Origin of the sequence: Janthinobacterium sp. SUN176, assembly GCF_030587335.1 — a bacterium.
GTDB classification, from domain to species: domain Bacteria; phylum Pseudomonadota; class Gammaproteobacteria; order Burkholderiales; family Burkholderiaceae_D; genus Janthinobacterium; species Janthinobacterium kumbetense.
In genome coordinates this window covers 3,723,357-3,741,765 of the sequence record NZ_JAPWIA010000001.1, presented here as the reverse complement: position 1 = coordinate 3,741,765, position 18,409 = coordinate 3,723,357, and the positions used below count along the sequence as shown (strand labels likewise).

Annotated in this window: 14 protein-coding genes; 12 read left to right on the top strand and 2 right to left on the bottom strand. The window is 64.7% G+C overall.

The window, feature by feature from the left end:
* The 6 genes from O3299_RS16905 (at window position 1) to O3299_RS16880 (ending at window position 6,860) form a co-directional block, all read left to right on the top strand.
* A complete protein-coding gene (locus O3299_RS16905; protein WP_099666530.1) occupies window positions 1–2,091 on the top strand; it encodes a ribonuclease catalytic domain-containing protein in 2,091 nt (696 codons plus the stop codon).
* 137 nt (window positions 2,092–2,228) lie between these two features.
* Complete coding sequence (locus tag O3299_RS16900; RefSeq protein ID WP_305062759.1) at window positions 2,229–3,086, top strand: energy transducer TonB; 858 nt, start codon at window positions 2,229–2,231, stop codon at window positions 3,084–3,086.
* The gene (aroE, locus tag O3299_RS16895; protein WP_305062758.1) at window positions 3,083–3,925 is read left to right on the top strand and encodes a shikimate dehydrogenase; all 843 of its coding nucleotides are present in this window, start codon (window positions 3,083–3,085) and stop codon (window positions 3,923–3,925) included. The genes O3299_RS16900 and aroE overlap by 4 nt, the downstream gene beginning before the upstream one ends.
* A complete protein-coding gene (mtgA, locus tag O3299_RS16890; protein ID WP_370385303.1) occupies window positions 3,907–4,647 on the top strand; it encodes a monofunctional biosynthetic peptidoglycan transglycosylase in 741 nt (246 codons plus the stop codon). Before aroE ends, mtgA begins: the two co-directional genes overlap by 19 nt.
* 221 nt (window positions 4,648–4,868) lie before the next feature.
* Complete coding sequence (gene corA / locus O3299_RS16885; protein WP_077408488.1) at window positions 4,869–5,834, top strand: magnesium/cobalt transporter CorA; 966 nt, start codon at window positions 4,869–4,871, stop codon at window positions 5,832–5,834.
* A gap of 309 nt (window positions 5,835–6,143) precedes the next feature.
* Window positions 6,144–6,860: an HAD family phosphatase gene (locus tag O3299_RS16880; protein ID WP_305054007.1), complete on the top strand. Its 717-nt coding sequence runs from the start codon at window positions 6,144–6,146 to the stop codon at window positions 6,858–6,860.
* Between the two features lie 2 nt (window positions 6,861–6,862).
* Here the strand turns inward: O3299_RS16880 and hemL are convergent, their stop codons facing one another.
* Window positions 6,863–8,152 (bottom strand): glutamate-1-semialdehyde 2,1-aminomutase, encoded by a 1,290-nt coding sequence (hemL, locus tag O3299_RS16875; protein ID WP_305062756.1) that lies wholly within the window; start codon window positions 8,150–8,152, stop codon window positions 6,863–6,865.
* A gap of 50 nt (window positions 8,153–8,202) precedes the next feature.
* The gene (locus O3299_RS16870; protein ID WP_305054006.1) at window positions 8,203–9,060 is read right to left on the bottom strand and encodes a hydroxymethylpyrimidine/phosphomethylpyrimidine kinase; all 858 of its coding nucleotides are present in this window, start codon (window positions 9,058–9,060) and stop codon (window positions 8,203–8,205) included.
* 96 nt (window positions 9,061–9,156) lie between these two features.
* On the opposite strand from O3299_RS16870, the gene O3299_RS16865 reads away from it, so the two are divergent.
* The 6 genes from O3299_RS16865 (at window position 9,157) to O3299_RS16840 (ending at window position 18,408) form a co-directional block, all read left to right on the top strand.
* Window positions 9,157–9,309 (top strand): rubredoxin, encoded by a 153-nt coding sequence (locus O3299_RS16865; RefSeq protein ID WP_305062980.1) that lies wholly within the window; start codon window positions 9,157–9,159, stop codon window positions 9,307–9,309.
* A gap of 85 nt (window positions 9,310–9,394) precedes the next feature.
* Window positions 9,395–9,817 carry a response regulator gene (locus tag O3299_RS16860; protein ID WP_305062755.1) on the top strand — a complete coding sequence of 141 codons (423 nt, stop codon included), beginning with the start codon at window positions 9,395–9,397 and terminating at the stop codon, window positions 9,815–9,817.
* Between the two features lie 36 nt (window positions 9,818–9,853).
* Window positions 9,854–10,219 (top strand): PleD family two-component system response regulator, encoded by a 366-nt coding sequence (locus O3299_RS16855; protein ID WP_077408483.1) that lies wholly within the window; start codon window positions 9,854–9,856, stop codon window positions 10,217–10,219.
* Between the two features lie 2 nt (window positions 10,220–10,221).
* Window positions 10,222–10,851 carry a chemotaxis protein CheW gene (locus O3299_RS16850; protein ID WP_305062754.1) on the top strand — a complete coding sequence of 210 codons (630 nt, stop codon included), beginning with the start codon at window positions 10,222–10,224 and terminating at the stop codon, window positions 10,849–10,851.
* A complete protein-coding gene (locus O3299_RS16845) occupies window positions 10,851–13,088 on the top strand; it encodes a methyl-accepting chemotaxis protein (RefSeq protein WP_289913197.1) in 2,238 nt (745 codons plus the stop codon). Before O3299_RS16850 ends, O3299_RS16845 begins: the two co-directional genes overlap by 1 nt.
* 40 nt (window positions 13,089–13,128) lie before the next feature.
* The gene (locus tag O3299_RS16840) at window positions 13,129–18,408 is read left to right on the top strand and encodes an Hpt domain-containing protein (RefSeq protein ID WP_305062753.1); all 5,280 of its coding nucleotides are present in this window, start codon (window positions 13,129–13,131) and stop codon (window positions 18,406–18,408) included.
* The last annotated feature ends 1 nt before the right edge of the window (window position 18,409 follow it).

Sequence of the window (18,409 nt, the reverse complement as noted above, 5' to 3'; positions counted from 1 at the left end):
ATGAATCTATTTTTTGAAGAATCCGGCGATTTCAAGGTCGGCACGGTCCTGTCGCAAGCGGGTGAAGCGTACCAGGTCGAAATGGCCAGCGGCAAGCGCACCAAGGTCAAGGTCAAGGATGTGCTGCTGCAGTATGAAAAGCCGTCCCCGGCCGAGCTGCTCGAGCAAGCCAAGACTGTTGCTGCCGAGATCGACCTCGATTTCCTGTGGGAAGTGGCGGGCGAAGACGAGTTCGGCTTTGCCGAGCTGGGCGCCGAGTATTTCGGTCACGCACCATTGCCGCCGGAAGCTGCCGGCCTGATCCTGGCCTTGCATTCGGCGCCCGTGTATTTCTACAAGAAGGGCCGTGGCCGCTACAAGGCGGCGCCGGAAGCGTCCCTGAAGGCGGCCCTGGCCGGCATCGAAAAGAAAAAACAGCAGGCGCTGGTGCAAGCCGCGTATGTGGAAGAGCTGAAACAGAACCGCTTGCCTGCCTCCATGCAGCCGATGGTGCTGCAACTGCTGTTCAAGCCGGACAAGAACACCATCGAATACAAGGCACTGGAAGCGGCGTGCACGGAATTGCACACGACGCCGCCGCGCCTGATGCTGGCCGTCGGTGGTATTGCTTCGCCGAAAGACTTGCACCTGTCGAAATTCCTCTTCGAAAATTTCCCGAAAGGCGCCGGCTTCCCGAGCGTACCCGTGCCATCCGTGACGGCCAAGCTGCCACTGGCCGACGTGGCCGCCTTCTCGATCGACGACGTGACCACGACCGAGATCGACGATGCTTTCTCCGTGCAACCGTTGCCGGACGGCACCGTGAAAGTAGGTATTCACATCGCCGCGCCGGGCCTGGGCATCCGTCCGGAAGACGTGATCGACAAGATGGCGCGCCAGCGCATGTCGACCGTCTACATGCCGGGCGACAAGATCACCATGCTGCCGGATGAAATCGTGAATGCTTTCACGCTCGCGGAAGGCACGACGTGCCCGGCGCTGTCGCTGTACGCCACGCTGGACCCGAAAGCGGACTGGGCAGTTGTCAGCACGCACACGCGCGCGGAACTGGTGCCGATCGCCAGCAATTTGCGCCATAACCAGTTGGACGACCTGGTCAACGAGGAAACCCTGGCCAGCGGTGAAGGCGAGTATCCGCACAAGGCCGATTTTGCCGTGTTGTGGCAGTGGGCGCAGCAGCTGGAACAGGGCCGCATGAAAAAGCGCGAAGCGTTCGGCCTGAAGCCGGAACAGAATAACCGCGTCGATTTCAATTTCTATGTGGAAAATGACATCGTCACCGTGGCACGCCGCAAGCGTGGCGCGCCGCTGGACAAGATCGTTGCCGAATTGATGATTTTTGCCAACAGTACCTGGGGCAAGATGCTGCACGACCATGGCGTGCCCGGCATCTACCGCAGCCAGGGCGGCGGCAGCGGCAATAGCTGGGCGGCAAAGATGCAGGTGCGCATGGTCACCCATGCTGCGCCGCACCAGGGCCTGGGCGTGGATCAGTACGCGTGGAGCACCTCGCCCTTGCGCCGCTACACGGACCTGGTGAACCAGTGGCAAATCATCGCTTGCGCCGAGCATGGCGTGACGGCCCCGCTGGTGGCGCCGTTCAAGCCGCGCGACGCGAATTTGTTCGCCATCGTCTCGGCCTTCGACGCCGCATATGCCGCGTATGGCGATTTCCAGTCGAACATGGAACGCTACTGGTGCTTGCGTTGGCTGCATCAGGAAAACGCGCGCCAGGTCGATGCCGTCGTCTTGAAAGATGAAATCCTGCGCCTGGTCGACATTCCGCTGGTCATCAAGCTGCCGGGCATGCCATCGGTGGCGCGCGGCGCCCAGGTCAAACTGGACTTGCTGCGCTGGGATGAAGTCGACCTGAGCATCGAAGCGCGCCTGTTGGAAATCGCCGCCGTGCCGGACGCGGCGGCCGACGACGCCGAGCTGGACTACGAGGAAGATGCGGGCGACGAAGGCGCAGACGAGGGCGATGTGGCGCCGGAAGCATCGCCGGAAGCGGCCAACCAGGTCAGCGACGCCGAGGCGGAAGTGGCGGAACTGGCCAGCGAAGACGTGGTCAGCGAACCCGGGGTCAAGTAAGGCGTCCGTCAGGCCATCAGGCGGTGCTGAAAACTGTTGCCGGCATCGCCCTTTGACGTAGAATTCAGCCATCTTGTATCTTGTGCTTGTTGCGAACTGGGTTGCGCGTGAAGTCTTTCCGAGAGAATCGTTTCCTGATGATAGCCGTGGCGGTCTCGCTGCTGGCGCACGGCGCCTTGCTGGCGATGCATTTTGTCGCCCCGGCGCCGCAGCGGGCCGTGGCCACCGATCCCGGCCTGGAAGTGATCCTGGTCAATGCCAAGCATGTGAACAAGCCGCTGAAGGCCGAGGCGCTGGCGCAAGCCAACCTCGACGGTGGTGGACAGGCCGACAAGGGGCGCGCCAAGTCGCCCTTGCCCGACATGCGCAAGGTGGAAGAGGGCGACAGCGTCAAGGCCAGCGCCCGGCGCATTGCCGAACTGGAACAAAAACAGCAGGAATTGCTGACGCAGGCGGCCAAGCCGACGCCGTACAGCGCCGCGCCCGTCACGGAAAAGGACAAGCCCAATCCCCTGGCCAGCGGTTCGGACTTGATGGAAAGCAGCAAGGCCATCGCCCGCATGGCGGCCGAGATCAGCCAGACCGTGGAAGACCAGAATAAACGTCCGCGCAAGACTTTTATTACGCCCAGCACGCAGGAAGTCGGCTATGCCATGTATTACAAGACCCTGCAAAAGCGCATCGAGGAAATAGGCACCTTGAATTTCCCGCAAAAGAATGGCCGCAAGATGTATGGCGAACTGGTCGTCTATATCCCCATCTTCCAGGACGGCACGATTTACCAGAAGGAAGGCGGCGCCCGCGTGGAAAAAAGCTCGGGCAACCCGGCGCTCGATGCGGCGGCCCTGGCCATCGTGCGCCGCGCGGCGCCGTATGGCCGTTTTCCACCGAATATGTTGTCGAGTGACAAGGATGACCTGTGGGTCGTCATCACCCGCTTCAAATTTACGCGCGAAGAAAAAATGGAAGCTAACCTGACTGGCGGCAGCAATTGAGCAAGCAAAACATTCATCCAGATCAATATTGCGTTTTCGGCAATCCCATCGCCCACAGCAAGTCCCCCTTGATCCACGCCGCGTTTGCCTTGCAGACAGGGCAAGCCATGGTCTACGATCGCCGGCTGGCGCCGCTCGACGGTTTTGCGCTGGCGGCCCGTACGTTTGCCGCCGAGGGCGGCAAGGGCGCGAACGTGACGGTGCCCTTTAAACTGGACGCGTGCGCGCTGGCCACCGAGTTGACGCCGCGTGCGCAAGCGGCCGGCGCCGTCAATACCTTGCGTTTCGATAATGAAACCATTCTTGGCGACAATACCGATGGCGCGGGCCTGGTGGCGGACATCGTGCGCAACGCGGGCGTGAGCGTCGCGGGCAAGCGCATCCTGCTGCTGGGCGCCGGCGGCGCGGCGCGCGGCGTCGTACTGCCCTTGCTGGAGCAGGGGCCGCAGGAAATGTTCATTGCCAACCGCACCGTGGCTACGGCCGAGGCGCTGGTGGCGCAGTTTGCCGACGCGCTGGCGCACCCCGGGCAGTTGCGCGCCGGCGGCTTCGCGCAGCCCGATGGCCAGTTCGATATCGTCATCAATGCCACCTCGGCCAGCCTGGCGGGCGACTTGCCGCCCGTGCCGCCGGGTATTTTCGGCCGCCACACCCTGGCGCTGGACATGATGTACGGCGCCCGGCCCACCGTCTTCATGGACTTTGCCGCCCAGCATGGCGCGCAGGTACGCGACGGCCTGGGCATGCTGGTGGAACAGGCGGCCGAAGCGTTTTACGTGTGGCGCGGCGTGCGGCCGCAGACGCAGGATTTGCTGGCGCAATTGCGCAGTGCCCTGTGAGCGCCGGCAAGAAGGGCGCGCGCCGCAGCGGCAGCCGCTACGGCTGGATCAAGTGGCTGTTCATCCTGCCCGTGCTGGCGTTTATCGTCGTGCAACTGTATTTCTTCCTGCAAATCTGGTGGTGGGTCGACCATAACCCGTCCAGCACGGCTTTCATGCGCGAACAGTTGTCTGTCTTGCAGGACAAGAATTCCAATGCCACCATCCAGCAGACGTGGGTGCCGTACAACCGCATTTCGAACAACCTGAAACGGGCCATCATCGCCTCGGAAGACGCGAATTTTTCCGAGCACGAAGGCGTGGACTGGGAAGCCTTGCAAAAGGCATATGAAAAAAACAGCAAGAAGCAGAAGGTCGTGGCGGGCGGCTCCACCATCACGCAGCAACTGGCGAAGAATCTGTTCCTGTCCGGCTCGCGCAGCTATGTGCGCAAGGGCCAGGAATTGATCATCACGTACATGCTGGAAAGCCTGATGGAGAAGCAGCGCATTTTCGAGATTTATTTGAATGTGGTGGAGTTTGGCACGGGCATCTTTGGCGCCGAAGCGGCCGGACGCCACTATTACCGGGTCAGCGCGGCGGGCCTGAGCGCCGGACAGGCGGCAAAACTGGCCGTGATGCTGCCAAATCCCCGCTATTATGACCGTCACCGCGATACGGGCTACCTGAACCGGCGTACCAGTGTCATCCTGCGCCGCATGGGGGCGGCGGAGTTGCCTTGAGGATAGCGGAATTTATTTTCATAAAATCAAGGATGCCTGATTGGCATTATTGCGGCGCAGCATCTTAATCGGCCCGGTTGGTGCAACGCCGCACTTTTTCCGTGAAAAAGCGGTGCCGGGGGTGGTCGTGAAAAGGCCTTTGCGGGTACACTTGCGCTGTTTTCATTTTTGGCGCCAGCGCCAGCACATCACGATAACCCAACATCCGGCTGAGAGCGCGCATGATCAATGTCTTTGTATTACAGAATGGCCGGCTCAACCAGGTGCCGATCGACAGCCGCGCAGACCTCGAAAATGCCGAACCGGTGTGGGTCGACCTGACCGACCCCACCGATGATGAACGGGCCTGGGTCAAGGCCATCTACAACGTCACCTTGCCGGGCGAAGACGAAGTCAAGGATATTGAAGCGTCGGCCCGCTATTACGAAGCGGAAAACGGCGACTTGCACCTGCGCACGGACTTCCTGCGCGAAGAAGACGACGGCCCGTCGCGCGTCATCACGGTAGCCTTCATTCTTGCCCGCAAGATCCTGTTTTCCATGCATACGGACGACTTGCCCGTGTTCCGCCTGGTGCGCATGCGCGCCCGTTCGCGGCCAGGCTCGATTGCCGACTACATGGACGTGCTGCTCGACCTGTACGCCACCGATGCCGAATACTCGGCCGACGTGCTCGAAGGCATCTACCAGAATCTGGAAGAAGTCAGCACGCGCGTGCTGCAAAAGGAATTTACGGATGCGCACGCGGCCGAAGCGCTGAATGCTATTGCCCACGAGGAAGATTTGAATGGCCGCATCCGCCGCAACATGATGGATACGCGCCGCGCCGTGAGCTTTTTGATGCGCGGCCGCTTGCTCAATTCCGAGCAATTCGAGGAAGCGCGGCAGATCTTGCGCGACATCGAATCGCTGGACGGTCACACGTCTTTCCTGTTTGATAAGATCAACTTCCTGATGGATGCCACTGTCGGTTTCATCAACATCAACCAGAACAAGATCATCAAGATCTTCTCGGTGGCCAGCGTGGCCTTCCTGCCGCCTACCCTGATCGCCAGCGTGTACGGCATGAACTTCAAGCTGATGCCGGAACTGGAATGGTCGTTCGGCTATCCGTGGGCCTGGGGCCTGATGGTTACCAGCGCCATCGCCCCCTTCCTGTACTTCCGCCACCGCGGCTGGCTGAAATAAGCCCTTGTCGCCGGGACGCGTCCGCGCCCCGGCGCCACCACCGGATATTGTCCGGATTTCAATGCGAGCGCAGCAATTTCAAAAATCAGCGATAATCACTGGTGTTGCGTGGTATTGAATTGGTATTTTCGCGTAGCCGCTTGCCTGACGCCCGATTCTTTCCCCGTTGGCTGCCTTTGGCAGAAAAGTATCGTCATTCAGACGTTTTCTGCGTGGTAGCGTCCGCCCGTTCCACCTATGATCGTTGCGATGCCAGCCTTGGCCGGCTGGCCGCCGCATTTCCCGTCACTGTTGCCTTCTGGAGAGTCCATGCCTGATACCGCCACCATCCCAACGCGCTTTACCCACCTGATCAGCGACTGCGACGGCGTGCTGGTCGACAGCGAGGCCGTGGCCCTGCAAGCGCTGCTGGAATTGCTGGGGCCGCGCCTGCCCAACCTGCCCGAGGGCGTCACCCTGCAGGGCTTGATCGAGCCGCGCCTGGGCCAGCGCCTGGTGCCGCTGATGCAGGACATCTACAAGGAGCTGGGCTTGCCGCAATTGCCGGCCGACGAGATCATGGCCATCGGCAACGCCGTCGATGTGGCTTGCGATGCGCAGTTGCGCGCCGTGCCCGGCGTGGCGCAGGCGCTGGCCGCCATTCCCCTGCCCAAGGCCGTGGCCTCGAACAGCGTCAGCGCGCGCGTGCTGTCGTCGCTCGAGCGGACTAGCATGGCGCCGCTGTTCGACAAGCGCGTTTTCACGCCGGACCTGGTGGGGCACGCCAAGCCGCATCCGGGCCTGTACCTGGCAGCGGCGGCTGCTTTCGGCGTGCCGCCTGGCCAGTGCCTGGTGCTGGAAGACAGCGTCACGGGCGTGACGGCCGCCGTGGCGGCGGGCATGACGGTATTGGGATTCATTGGCGGCGGGCATATCGCCGCCGGCCAGGAAGCGCGCCTGAAGGCGGCTGGCGCGCATGTCGTGTTCAGCGACATGGCCAGCCTGCCGGCGCTGGTGGCCGCGGTGATGGACACCGCGGTGGTGTAACTTTACGCGAGCTTGGCAAACACCTTGCGTGCGGCGGCGATGGTGGCGTCGATGACGGCATCGTCGTGCTGCGCCGAGACGAAGCCCGCCTCGAAGGCGGCTGGCGCGAAGTACACGCCTTCGTCCAGCATGGCGTGGAAGAAGGCGTTGAACTTGCTGCGGTCGCCCGCCATCATTTCCGCGTAGCTGGTCGGCGGGGTGGCGCTGAAATAAATGCCGAACATGCCGCCGATATAGTCGGCGCAGAAGACCACGCCCGCTTCTTTGGCTGCGGCCGTCAGGCCTTCGGCCAGGCGCTTGGCCGTGGCGCCCAGCTGCTCGTAGAAGCCTGGCTGCTGGATCAGTTTCAAGGTGGCCATGCCGGCCGCCACGGCGACGGGGTTGCCGGACAAGGTACCGGCCTGGTAGACGGCGCCCAGCGGCGCCATATGGTGCATCAGCGCCGCGCTGCCGCCGAAGGCCGCCACCGGCATGCCGCCGCCGATCACCTTGCCCAGCGCCGTGAGGTCGGGCTGGATGCCGTACAGCGCCTGCGCGCCGCCCAGGGCCACGCGCAAGCCGCACATGACTTCATCGAAAATGAGCAGGGCGCCGTGCTGCGTGCACAGGTCGCGCATCGCCTGCAGGAATGCCGGGGTGGCTTTCACCAGATTCATGTTGCCGGCCACCGGTTCGACGATGACGCAGGCGATTTCCGCGCCGAAGCTGTCGAAGGCATCCTTCAGCTGTTCCACGTTGTTATAGTCGAGCACCAGCGTGTGCTTCACGAAGTCTTCCGGCACGCCGGCCGACGTCGGGTTGCCGAAGGTGAGCAGGCCGCTGCCCGCTTTCACCAGCAGCGAATCGGCGTGGCCGTGGTAGCAGCCTTCGAACTTGACGATCTTGTCGCGTCCCGTGGCGCCGCGCGCCAGGCGCAGGGCGCTCATGGTCGCTTCCGTGCCCGATGACACCAGGCGTACCTGCTCGATCGACGGCACCAGGCGCGTGATTTCCTCGGCCATCAGCACTTCGCCTTCCGTCGGCGCGCCGAACGACAGGCCCAGCGCGGCGGCATCCTGCACCGCTTTCACTACTTCCGGGTGGGCGTGGCCGACGATGGCAGGGCCCCAGGAGCCGATGTAGTCGATATAGCGCTTGCCATCCGCGTCCCAGAAGTACGGGCCTTCGGCGCGCGTGATGAAGCGCGGCGTGCCGCCCACGGAGCGGAAGGCGCGCACGGGCGAATTGACGCCGCCTGGCGTGGTTTTTTGTGCGCGGGTAAACAGGATGTCGTTCTGTGAAGTCGTCGTCATGATAATCGTGCCTTGAAAGTGGATCGTTGTCTGTGTCGTCTGGTCAGTGTTTATTGGCCGCCGCGCGGGCGCTGCTGCAGGAACAGCCGGTTCGGCACCAGCTTGCCCATGCCGTGGCGCTGTGCGTGGGCCAGTGCGCCGGTGGTGAATTCCTGCGCCGCCACGACCACCTGCGGCACATCGTCTTCGTTTTCCGCCAGGGCCAGCAGGGCGGTGGCCGCGGCCGACAGGGTGCTGCCGGCGCCGTTGAAGATGCCGGGCAGGTGCTGCCATTCGTCGTGGCGCACGACGCCGTCCTCGCCGAACAGGGTATTGGCGCGCAATTTTCCTTCGGCCGTGCCGGATTTGCTGGCGTCGGCCGGCATGCCGGTGACGAGCACGTATTCGCAGCCCAGGGCCACCAGATAGTCGACGTCATTTTGCAGGGTGTCGTCCGGATCGGCGTCGCGCCAGGTCTCGGCCAGGCGTTCCAGCTCCACCGGCGAGAGCACCAGCAGGGTCGTTTGCGGGATCAAGAGCTGGCGCACGGCCGTGAGGATGTCTTCGTCGTCCATGCCCTGTTCCGGCAGCGCCGAAATGAAGGGATCGAGGATCAGCGGCACGTTCGGATAGTCGGAGACGATTTCGGCGATGGCCGTGACGTTTTCCACGCTGCCCAGCGCGCCGATCTTGATCGCGGCCACGGACATGTCTTCCAGCAGCACGCGCGCCTGGTCGGAAACCCAGTCCGGGTCGACCGCCTGCACGTCTTCCACGCGCGCCGTATCGCTGATCAACAGGCCCGTGGTGACGGACAGGCCATGGCAGCCGAAGGCTGAAAACGTGGCCAGGTCGGCCTGGATGCCGATCGCGCCGACCGGATCGGACACGCCGAAGCTTAATATGAGGGGAGAAGTTTGGTTTTGCACGGCGGGTAGATTAAGATACCTAATTCAGCATTTTACTTGATTGAAGGGTGGCAGAACGTGAGTAGCAACGAAACAACGCAGCAATTCCAAACGTGGATGTGTCTTATTTGCGGCTGGGTTTATGATGAAGAGGCCGGCCTGCCGGACGAAGACATCGCTCCGGGCACGCGTTGGGCCGATGTTCCGATGAACTGGACCTGCCCTGAATGCGGTGCGCGCAAGGATGATTTCGAGATGGTGGCGCTGTAATTGATCGCAGTCCATGGGATGCCGCTGCCGCACGCAGGTATCGCGGCAGGCTGTGCTATGGTATGAAAGATTGTCGAATAATCACATGACGCGTCCCTTTTTGCCCGAGGCGCCGGCCGATGCCGCGTGCACCGGCACCACGATACTCATCATCGACGACAGCGCGACGATACGCAGCGCGGCCGCGAAGATCCTGGGCGAGGCCGGTTATCGTGTGGTGGTGGCGGAAAACGGCTTCGAGGCCCTGGCCAAGATCGCCGACTGCCAGCCGGCGCTGATCGTGTGCGACATTGTGATGCCGCGCCTGGACGGCTACCGCACCTGCGCGCTGATCAAGGCCAGCGCGGCGCATCACGCCACGCCGGTGCTGATGCTGTCGTCGAAGGAGGGGCTGTTCGACCGCGCGCGCGGCGCCATGGCAGGCGCCAGCGCCTGCCTGGCCAAGCCGCTGGCGCGCGAGGCGCTGCTGGAGGCCGTGCGGCTGCACCTGGCCGGGCATTTTGAGTAAGTGGTTTTATTGATTGACAACGCAGCAAGGAAGCAGATGGCCATACACACAATTCTGATCGTCGACGACTCGCCGACAGAACGCTATTACCTGAGCGAGATCCTGGTGCGTGCCGGCTACGCCGTCCTCACGGCGCAGGATGGCGCCGACGCGCTGGCGCAACTCAAGCAGGCCAGGCCCGACCTGATCCTGATGGACGTGGTGATGCCCGGTGCGAATGGCTTCCAGATCACGCGCGCCATCGCGCGCGATCCCGAATTGCAGGACGTGCCGGTGATTATCTGCTCCAGCAAGAGCCAGGAAACGGACCGCATCTGGGGCTTGCGCCAGGGCGCGCGCGATTACCTGGTCAAGCCGGTAGTCGAAGCCGAGTTGCTGGCCAAGATCGCCGCGATTTCCTGAGCATGCAGACGATGCCAGGTCACGGCGTATCCACCGCGGCTTATCCGTCCGCCGCCATGCTATCTTTCGAGACGGGTGCGCGGCAGGGGCGCTTGCGCCAGTATCAGCTGCAATTGATCGAGCGGATACAGGCCGCGCGCAGCGGCGCGCTGGCGGCGCGCAAGGAACTGGGCGTGATGCTCGGTGGCCGGCCGTGCCTGCTTGACCTGACGCAGCTTGGCGAAATCGTCATTGCCGCCGGTGTGCAGATCCAGGGTGTGCCGCTGGCGCAGGACTGGTATCTGGGCCTGGCGGCCATGCGCGGGCGTTTGACGGGGGTCGTCGACCTGGCCCGCTACATGGGCGAAGCGGCTTGCGCGCCCGGCAATCACTGCCGCATCATCACCTTTTCTCCCCGCCTGGGCCTCAATTGCGCATTGCTGGTCGAACGCGTGCTGGGTTTGCGCCAGTTGCGCGCGATGCAGCACGTGCAGGATACGGCGCAGGGCGTGCTCCCATCGTGGGCGGCGCAGGCGCTGCGCGACAGCGAAGGGCAGCAGTGGCTGCGCCTGGACCTGGCGCAGCTGGCGCAGTCGGCACGCTTCCTCGATGCCGGCTTTGACGGCCTCCCTGACCACAAGGATATTTGCTGATGGGTGCCCATTCCCCGATCCTGGCGGCCGGCTTGCCCGAAGCGCAGCACGCTCCGGAAGCGCCGGCATCGACGGCCGACCTGCCGCTGCGCCTGCGCGACGCGCTGGGACGGCGCAAGTCGCTGGCCAGCGCGCCTGCCGGGGACTGGAAGCTGCCGCTGATCGGCCATTTTCCGCTGCAAAAACAATTGAGCATCCTGTCGACGGTGATGGCCCTGAGCCTGGCCGCCAGCCTGCTGTTCGTCGGGCTGAACACGCGCAGCGGCAATATTGCCTCGGCGCAGACGCAGCTGGCCAGCGATGCGCTGATGCATTCGCAGCGCATCGGCAAGGCTGCGCCGAACGCCGTGCAAGGCAATCCGGAAGCCTTCCGCCAGCTCGAGGAAAGCCGCAATGAACTGAATCAGGATTTCCGACTGATGCTGCGCGGCGGGACGTATCACGGGCGCGATATCGGCGAGTCGCGTTCCGCCCTGTTGGCGGCGGTGGCCGACGCGCGCAAGAAGTGGGCCAGCAGCGACCGCGCGGCCAGCACCATCTTGCGTCTGAAACTGGAACTGGGCGAGTTCGACAAGACCTTGCAGCAATTGAATGCGCTGTCGCCGGCGCTGCTGGCGCAGACCGAGGAAATCGCCGCGCTCAAGGTGCAGCGTGGCGGCAATGCGCGCGACCTGGCCGTCATCGGCCGCCTGATGATGCTGAGCCAGCGCATGAGCCGCAGCGCCAGCGAGTTCCTGTCGTCGGGCAGCATCAGCTCGGAAACGGCGTTCTCGCTGGGACGCGACACGACGTATTTCCGCACCGCCGTCGAAGGCCTGCTCAATGGCAGCGTGTCGCTGCAATTGGCGCCCACGCGCGACGCCGAACTGCGCGACCGGCTGGTGGCGCTGAAAGCCAGCTTCGACACTTACCAGAAGCTGGTTTCGTCGATACTTGACCGGCTCGATAAATTCAGCTCGGCGAAAAGCGCCGAACAGCTGATTTTCAACGAGAACGAAGACCTGCGCCAGCGTTTGACCCTGCTGCAGCAGATGTACCACGTGAACCAGGAAACCCTGGGCGTCGCCTTCTGGATGATGGTCGGCGGCGTGTTGCTGACCCTGATCGCGGCGGCCGGTATCGGCCGCGTGCTGCTGCAGGACTCCGTCAACCGCACGCGCGACGCCGAGCGGCGGCGCCAGGAAGCGGAAATCCTGCGTCTGCTGTCGCAGGAAAAGGAAGAGCAGGCCAAGGCCAAGAATGAGCAGAACCAGGCGGCCATTCTGCGCCTGATGAACGAATTGCAGAAGGTCGCCGACGGCGACCTGACGGTGCAGGCGACCGTCTCGGAAGACATCACGGGCGCCATCGCCGATTCCGTCAATTACACGGTCGAGGAATTGCGCGGCCTGGTGGGGCGGGTGACGGCAACGGCCGAACAGGTCAATCGCGCCTCGACGCAGGCGCAAAGCATCTCCAGCAAGCTGTTGATCGCGTCGCAGCAGCAGTCGCGCGAAATCCAGGGCGTCAGCGCCACCGTGGTCAAGATGGCCAATGCGATTACCGATGTGTCGAAATCGGCCAGTGTCTCGGCTGACGTGGCGCGCCAGTCGGTGGCTGCGGCGCAGCAGGGTTCGACGGCGGTGGAAAACGCCATCAAGGGCATGCATGAAATCCGCGAGCAGATCCAGGATACGTCCAAGCGCATCAAGCGCCTGGGCGAATCCTCGCAGGAAATCGGCGAAATCACCGAGCTCATTTCCGACATCACCGAACAGACCAACGTGCTGGCGCTGAATGCCGCCATCCAGGCGGCCTCGGCCGGCGAGGCGGGGCGCGGCTTTTCCGTCGTCGCCGAGGAAGTGCAGCGCCTGGCCGAACGCTCGGCCGCCGCCGCCAAGCAGATCGGCGCGCTGGTGCGCACCATCCAGGCCGATACCCAGGATGCGACGCGGGCGATGGAAACGTCCACGCAGGGCGTGGTCGAGGGCGCGCGCCTGTCCGACGCGGCCGGCGCAGCCTTGAACGATATCAGCCAGGTGTCGAAACACCTGGCTGAACTAATCCAGGGCATCTCGTTCGCCACCGGCACGCAGGCCGGTTCGGCCAGCGGCGTGGCCTTGAATATCCAGCATATCCTGAGCGTGACGGAGCAGACCCAGGATGGCACGCAGCAAACGGCGCAGTCGATCCATAAACTGTCGATGCTGGCGCAGGAACTGAAAAATTCGGTGTCGCGCTTCCGCGTCGCCGCCTGAACGCCGCGCCAGTCCAGGCGATTTCCTTACCGAGGCATGCATGAGCACACCTGATAGTCCACTGCAGTCCAAGCCGTTCGACAGCGAACCTTTGTCGTGGGTGATGGTGGAAATCCGCGAAGCGCTGGGCCGCTCGAAAACAGCTTTGTTCGAGGCGGGTGGCCGCGAGCGCGAGGAACGCGCCACGGCCCTGCAGCATGCGCGCTCGCATCTGCACCAGGCGCACGGCGCACTGGTGATGGTCGACGTGGCCGGCGCCAGCCTGCTGACGGACGGCGCGGAGCAGGCGCTTTCGCGCTTTCGCGACGGCAGCCTCGAATACACCCTGGACCATGCGCAAGTCGTCGCCGAACTGTATCAGGCCCTGACCGAATATCTGGAAGACCTGGTGGCCGGCACGCCGCCGCAGCCGACGCGCTTGTTCCCCTACTACCGAGACCTGCAAACCATGCTGGGCGCCGAGCGCAGTCACCCGGCCGACCTGTTCTTTCCGCCGGCGTCGGTGCTGGAAGGGTATGCGATTGCGCTGGCGGACGCGCCCCCGGTAGCCGACTATCCGGCCTGGCGCGGGCGCTTTGAAAAGTCCCTGCTGCCCTTCCTGAAGGCGCAGGATGACGCGGCGCGGCGCCAGCATGCGAGCGACTTGCACGCCACCTTGACGCTGGTGGCCGATGCGCAGCAGGAAGCGCCGGCGCGCACCTTCTGGTTCGCCATGCAGGCGTTTGCCGGATTGGCGGCCAGCGGCGAGGGCATGGGTACGCTCAACGTCAAACAGTTGTTCGGCCTGATCAATCTGCAGTTGCGCCGCCTGGCGCAGGGCACGGCCAGCCTGCCCGAAGCGATGCTGCGCGACGCTCTGTTCTTCATTGCCGCCGCCACCGAGCCCACGCCGGAGGCGCGCCAGCTGCGTGCCGCCTTCGCTCTGGACGGGCAGGTGCCCGCCGATCTGGAAACGCGGCGCTACGGTCAGGTCGACCAGGAGGCCTTGCAAGGCGCCCGCACGGCACTGGCGCAGGCGCGTGCCAGCTGGAGCCGCCTGGCGCAAGCCGACCTCGATCCCGCCCTGGGCACGGATTTTGACGCATCCCTGCAACAGGTGGCCGCGCATGCGGAGTCCCTGAAGCAGCCGGCCCTGGCCAGCCTGTTGCGCGAATGCGCGGCCGTGGCGCGGCAAGCCGTGGCCAGCGGACGCAGTGCGGCCCTGGAAAATGAAATCGGCATGGCGCTGCTGTTTGCCGACACGGGCCTGGAGCAGGTGCGCCGCCTGCCCGACGATTTCGCCGGCAATGCGGAAACCATCGCCGCGCGCCTGCAGGCGCTGCTGGCTGGCGAAGCGCCGCCGCCCGTCACGGCGGGCGAGCTGTCGCGCCAGATCGAACAGGGGCAGACGGTGGCCGCGCTGGCCGAGGAAATGAAGACGGGCCTGCGCCAGGTGGAAAAGGTGCTCAATGCGTATTACGCGGATGCAGCGGGGGCGAAGGCGGGGGCACTCGATGGCGTCGCGCCCGTGCTGGAGCAGTTGCAGCAGCAGTTGGCCGGGCTGGAACAGGAAGAGGCGCGCGCCGCCGTGCTGCAGGTCGATGCGGCCGTGCGGCAGCTGGCCGGTGGCGACGCCAATACGGAGGCGCGCGCCGGGGCGCTCGACGAGATCGCGCAAAATGTCAGCGCGCTGGGATTTTTTGTCGACATGCTGGGCCGTAACGCGCAGGCGGCCAGCGGGCGTTTCCATTTCGACGCCGCCGCCGGCGCCTTCCGCGCCCTGCCATTTGAAAAAGTCGCCGCCGCCGGCGCCGTGCCCGTACCCTTGCTCGACCAGGCCCTGGCGCCCGCCGCGCCTGCCGGCATGGATGCCGCGCCGGCAGTGACCGATGTCGATGCGGAGATGCTCGACATTTTTATGGCCGAAGCGCGCGAAGTGCTGGCCTTTGTCGACACCACGCTGGCCCTGCCGCGCGAGCAAGCCGCCAGCGGCGACCACCTGGCCATGCTGCGCCGCTCGTTCCACACCCTGAAGGGCAGCAGCCGCATGATCGGCCTGGCGCAGTTTGCTGAAGCGGCCGGCGCCATCGAGCGCGTCATGAATACCTGGCTGGCCGAAGCGCGACCCGTCAGCGACGATCTGTTTACCCTGCTGAATTACGGCTGGTACCAGCTCAGCGAATGGGTGGCGGAACTGGAAGGCGGCGCAGGGCGAGAGCGCGAGGCCGGCATGCTGCTGGCAGCGGCAGAGCGCGTGCGCGAAGGCGGTCCGTTCGAATTGCGCAAGCCGCGCCCGGCCGCGCCCGTGGCCGGCAATGGCAATGTGATCGGCCTTCCCCTGGCCACGGCGCCCGCGCTCCACGAAGCGCCGGACGATCACCTCAAGCACGTGGGCGAACTGCGCATCAGCCTTCCCTTGTACAACATCTACCTGGCAGAGACGGATGAATTGCTGCGCGTGCTCACGCGCGACTTTGGCGAATGGCGTCATGAGCAGCGCGCCGTCAGCGCGGAAGCGCTGCAAGCCGTGCATACCCTGGCGGGGACGTCGGGCACGGTCGGCTTCCAGTCCCTGCGCGACCTGGCGCATGCGCTCGAGACGGTGATCGAAACGGTGGTGCCGCCGCTGGCCGGACTGCGCGCCGAACAGCACGACGTGCTGGAGCAGGCCACGCAGCGCATCGGGCAAATGCTGCAGGCGTTTGCGCTGGGCGACCTGGCACCAACGCAGCCGGACATGATCGAAGCGCTCAACACCCTGTGGCGCGCGCTGACGGCGGCACCCGGCGAGAGCAAGGAAGAGCGGCTCGACGCCCTGTTTGCGGCCGCTTACGCCAGCATCGTCGGCGCACCGGCGCACTCTGCGAAAGCGCTGCCCGACGCGCTGGCCGAGGTTCCTGTGCCGCAGCTCGAGACCCTGTTCGAGGCGACGTATGCCAGCATCGTCGCCGACGCGCTGCAGCCGGCTGCTGCCGAAGTACCTCTGCCAGCGCCGTTGCAGGACAGCGGCGCCAGCGACGACCTGTTCGACGCCGGTTTCGAGCACGCGCCGCCATTGGAGCACGCGGCGCCGGAAGCGCCGGCGCCCGCCATCATGCCAGCCGATGCGGCCGCGCTGCTGGCGGCCAGCGCCGGCATCAGCGATGAACTTGACCTCGATTTATTGTCCGTCTTCCTGGAAGAGGGCGCCGACCTGCTGCCGCAGATCGGCGAGGCGCTGCGCAGCTGGCAGCAGCAGGTGCACGACAGCGGCCAGGCACAGATGCTGTTGCGCACCCTGCATACGGTCAAGGGCAGCGCGCGCATGGCCGGCGCCATGCGCCTGGGCCAGCATGCGCATGAAATCGAGACGCATATCGAAAACATGCTGCACGCGGGCACCGCCACGCCGCAGGCCTTCGAGGAATTGCTGGCCCATTACGACCATGCGCTGCACCTGTTCGAGCAGTTGCAGCAGCCCTTGCTGCCCTTGCCGGGCATGGAAGACACGCCGGCCGCCGAACCGAAGGCAGCCCTGGTGCGCGTGCGCGCCGATATTCTCGACCGCCTGGTGAACCAGGCCGGCGAAGTGTCGATCACGCGCTCGAAGATGGAAAATGAGGTCGGCGTGCTGGGCGCTTCCCTATCCGAGTTTTCCGACAACCTGGCGCGTTTGCGGCGCCAGCTGCGGGAGGTGGAAATGCAGGCCGAATCGCAGATCGCCTCGCGCATGGCCGTCGGCAGCGAGCGCGATTTCGATCCGCTCGAATTCGACCGCTTTACGCGCCTGCAGGAACTCACGCGCATGATGGCCGAAAGCGTCAACGACGTGGCCTCCTTCCATGAAAACCTCAGCCACAGCGTCGATGCGGTGACGGACGACCTGGTGCTGCAGGCGCGGCTGACGCGCGAGCTGCAGCGCGACCTGATGCAGATCCGCATGGTGCCGTTTGCCAGCATCGCCGAACGCCTGTTCCGCGTGGCGCGGCAAAGCGCCAAGGAAGTCGACAAACGCGTCAATCTCGACATCCGCGGCGGTGGCGTGGAAATCGACCGCAGCGTGCTCGAACGCATGGCGGCACCGTTCGAACACCTGCTGCGTAACGCCATCGTGCACGGCGTCGAGCCGCGCGACGCGCGCCTGGTTGCGGGCAAGAGCGAAACGGGCGAGTTGCTGGTGCAGGTCAGCCAGCAGGGCAACGAAGTGGCGATCGCCTTTTCCGACGATGGCGCGGGGCTGGACCTGGAACGCATCCGCGCCAAGGCGCACGGCGCCGGCCTGCTGGCGACGGACGCGCCATTGACCGACGCGCAGGCGGCCGAGCTGATTTTCACACCGGGTTTTTCCACCGCCGACAGCCTGACGGAATTGGCCGGACGCGGTTTTGGCATGGACATCGTGCGCTCCGAAGCGCTGGCGCTGGGCGGGCGCGTGGAAACGCTGACGCAGGCGGGCCTCGGCATGCGCTTCACCATCCACCTGCCGCTGACCCTGGCCGTCACCCAGGTGGTGCTGCTGGCGGCGAACGGCAAGACGTATGCCTTGCCATCGGTGCTGGTGGAGCAGGTGCTGCACCTGAAAGGCGAGCAGCTGGAGCAGGTGCGGGCGGCCGGGCGCGTCGAGTCGCACGGGCAGTCGCTGGCGCTGCACCACCTGTCGGCCATGCTGGGCGAGACGCCGGCGGCGCAGGCCACGCAGCGCTATGCGCCCGTGCTGTTGCTGAGGAATGGCAATGACAGGCTGGCCTTGCAGGTCGATGACGTGGTGGGTAACCGCGAAGTCGTGGTCAAGCACGTGGGCCCGCAACTGGCGCGCATGCCGGGCATTGCCGGTGCCACGGTGCTGGGCACGGGCGACATCGTGCTGATCCTGAACCCCGTGGCGCTGGCGCAGCACCTCGAGCACCATCCGGAACTGCTGTCGCAATATGCGCTGGCCAGCCGCGAGCAGCATGCCGTTTCCAGCGCGCTGGCCGCGCCGGTTGCGCGCGTGATGGTGGTCGACGATTCGCTGACGGTGCGCCGCGTGATGCAGCGCCTGTTCGAGCGCGAAGGCTACCAGGTGCTGCTGGCCAAGGATGGCGTCGATGCGCTGGAGCAGTTGCATGCGCTGGAGCCGGCTGCCATGCCGGCCCTGCTGCTGGTCGACGTGGAGATGCCGCGCATGGATGGTTTTGACTTGACGCGCAATGTGCGCAGCGACGACAAGACGCGCGCCATCCCCGTCATCATGATCACTTCGCGCAGCGCCGACAAACACCGCGCGCATGCGTTCGAGCTGGGCGTGAATGCGTATTTCGGCAAGCCGTTCCAGGAAGAGGAATTGCTGGCGGAAGTGGGGCGCTTGTTGACCGAGTCTTGAC

What these genes read in the sequence shown, in the direction of transcription:
- O3299_RS16905 (WP_099666530.1), top strand. Translation starts at nt 1, where the DNA reads ATGAATCTATTTTTTGAAGAATCCGGCGATTTCAAGGTCGGCACGGTC.
- O3299_RS16900 (WP_305062759.1), top strand. Translation starts at nt 2,229, where the DNA reads ATGATAGCCGTGGCGGTCTCGCTGCTGGCGCACGGCGCCTTGCTGGCG.
- corA (WP_077408488.1), top strand. Translation starts at nt 4,869, where the DNA reads ATGATCAATGTCTTTGTATTACAGAATGGCCGGCTCAACCAGGTGCCG.
- O3299_RS16880 (WP_305054007.1), top strand. Translation starts at nt 6,144, where the DNA reads ATGCCTGATACCGCCACCATCCCAACGCGCTTTACCCACCTGATCAGC.
- hemL (WP_305062756.1), bottom strand. Translation starts at nt 8,152, where the DNA reads ATGACGACGACTTCACAGAACGACATCCTGTTTACCCGCGCACAAAAA.
- O3299_RS16865 (WP_305062980.1), top strand. Translation starts at nt 9,157, where the DNA reads ATGTGTCTTATTTGCGGCTGGGTTTATGATGAAGAGGCCGGCCTGCCG.
- O3299_RS16860 (WP_305062755.1), top strand. Translation starts at nt 9,395, where the DNA reads ATGACGCGTCCCTTTTTGCCCGAGGCGCCGGCCGATGCCGCGTGCACC.
- O3299_RS16855 (WP_077408483.1), top strand. Translation starts at nt 9,854, where the DNA reads ATGGCCATACACACAATTCTGATCGTCGACGACTCGCCGACAGAACGC.
- O3299_RS16850 (WP_305062754.1), top strand. Translation starts at nt 10,222, where the DNA reads ATGCAGACGATGCCAGGTCACGGCGTATCCACCGCGGCTTATCCGTCC.
- O3299_RS16845 (WP_289913197.1), top strand. Translation starts at nt 10,851, where the DNA reads ATGGGTGCCCATTCCCCGATCCTGGCGGCCGGCTTGCCCGAAGCGCAG.
- O3299_RS16840 (WP_305062753.1), top strand. Translation starts at nt 13,129, where the DNA reads ATGAGCACACCTGATAGTCCACTGCAGTCCAAGCCGTTCGACAGCGAA.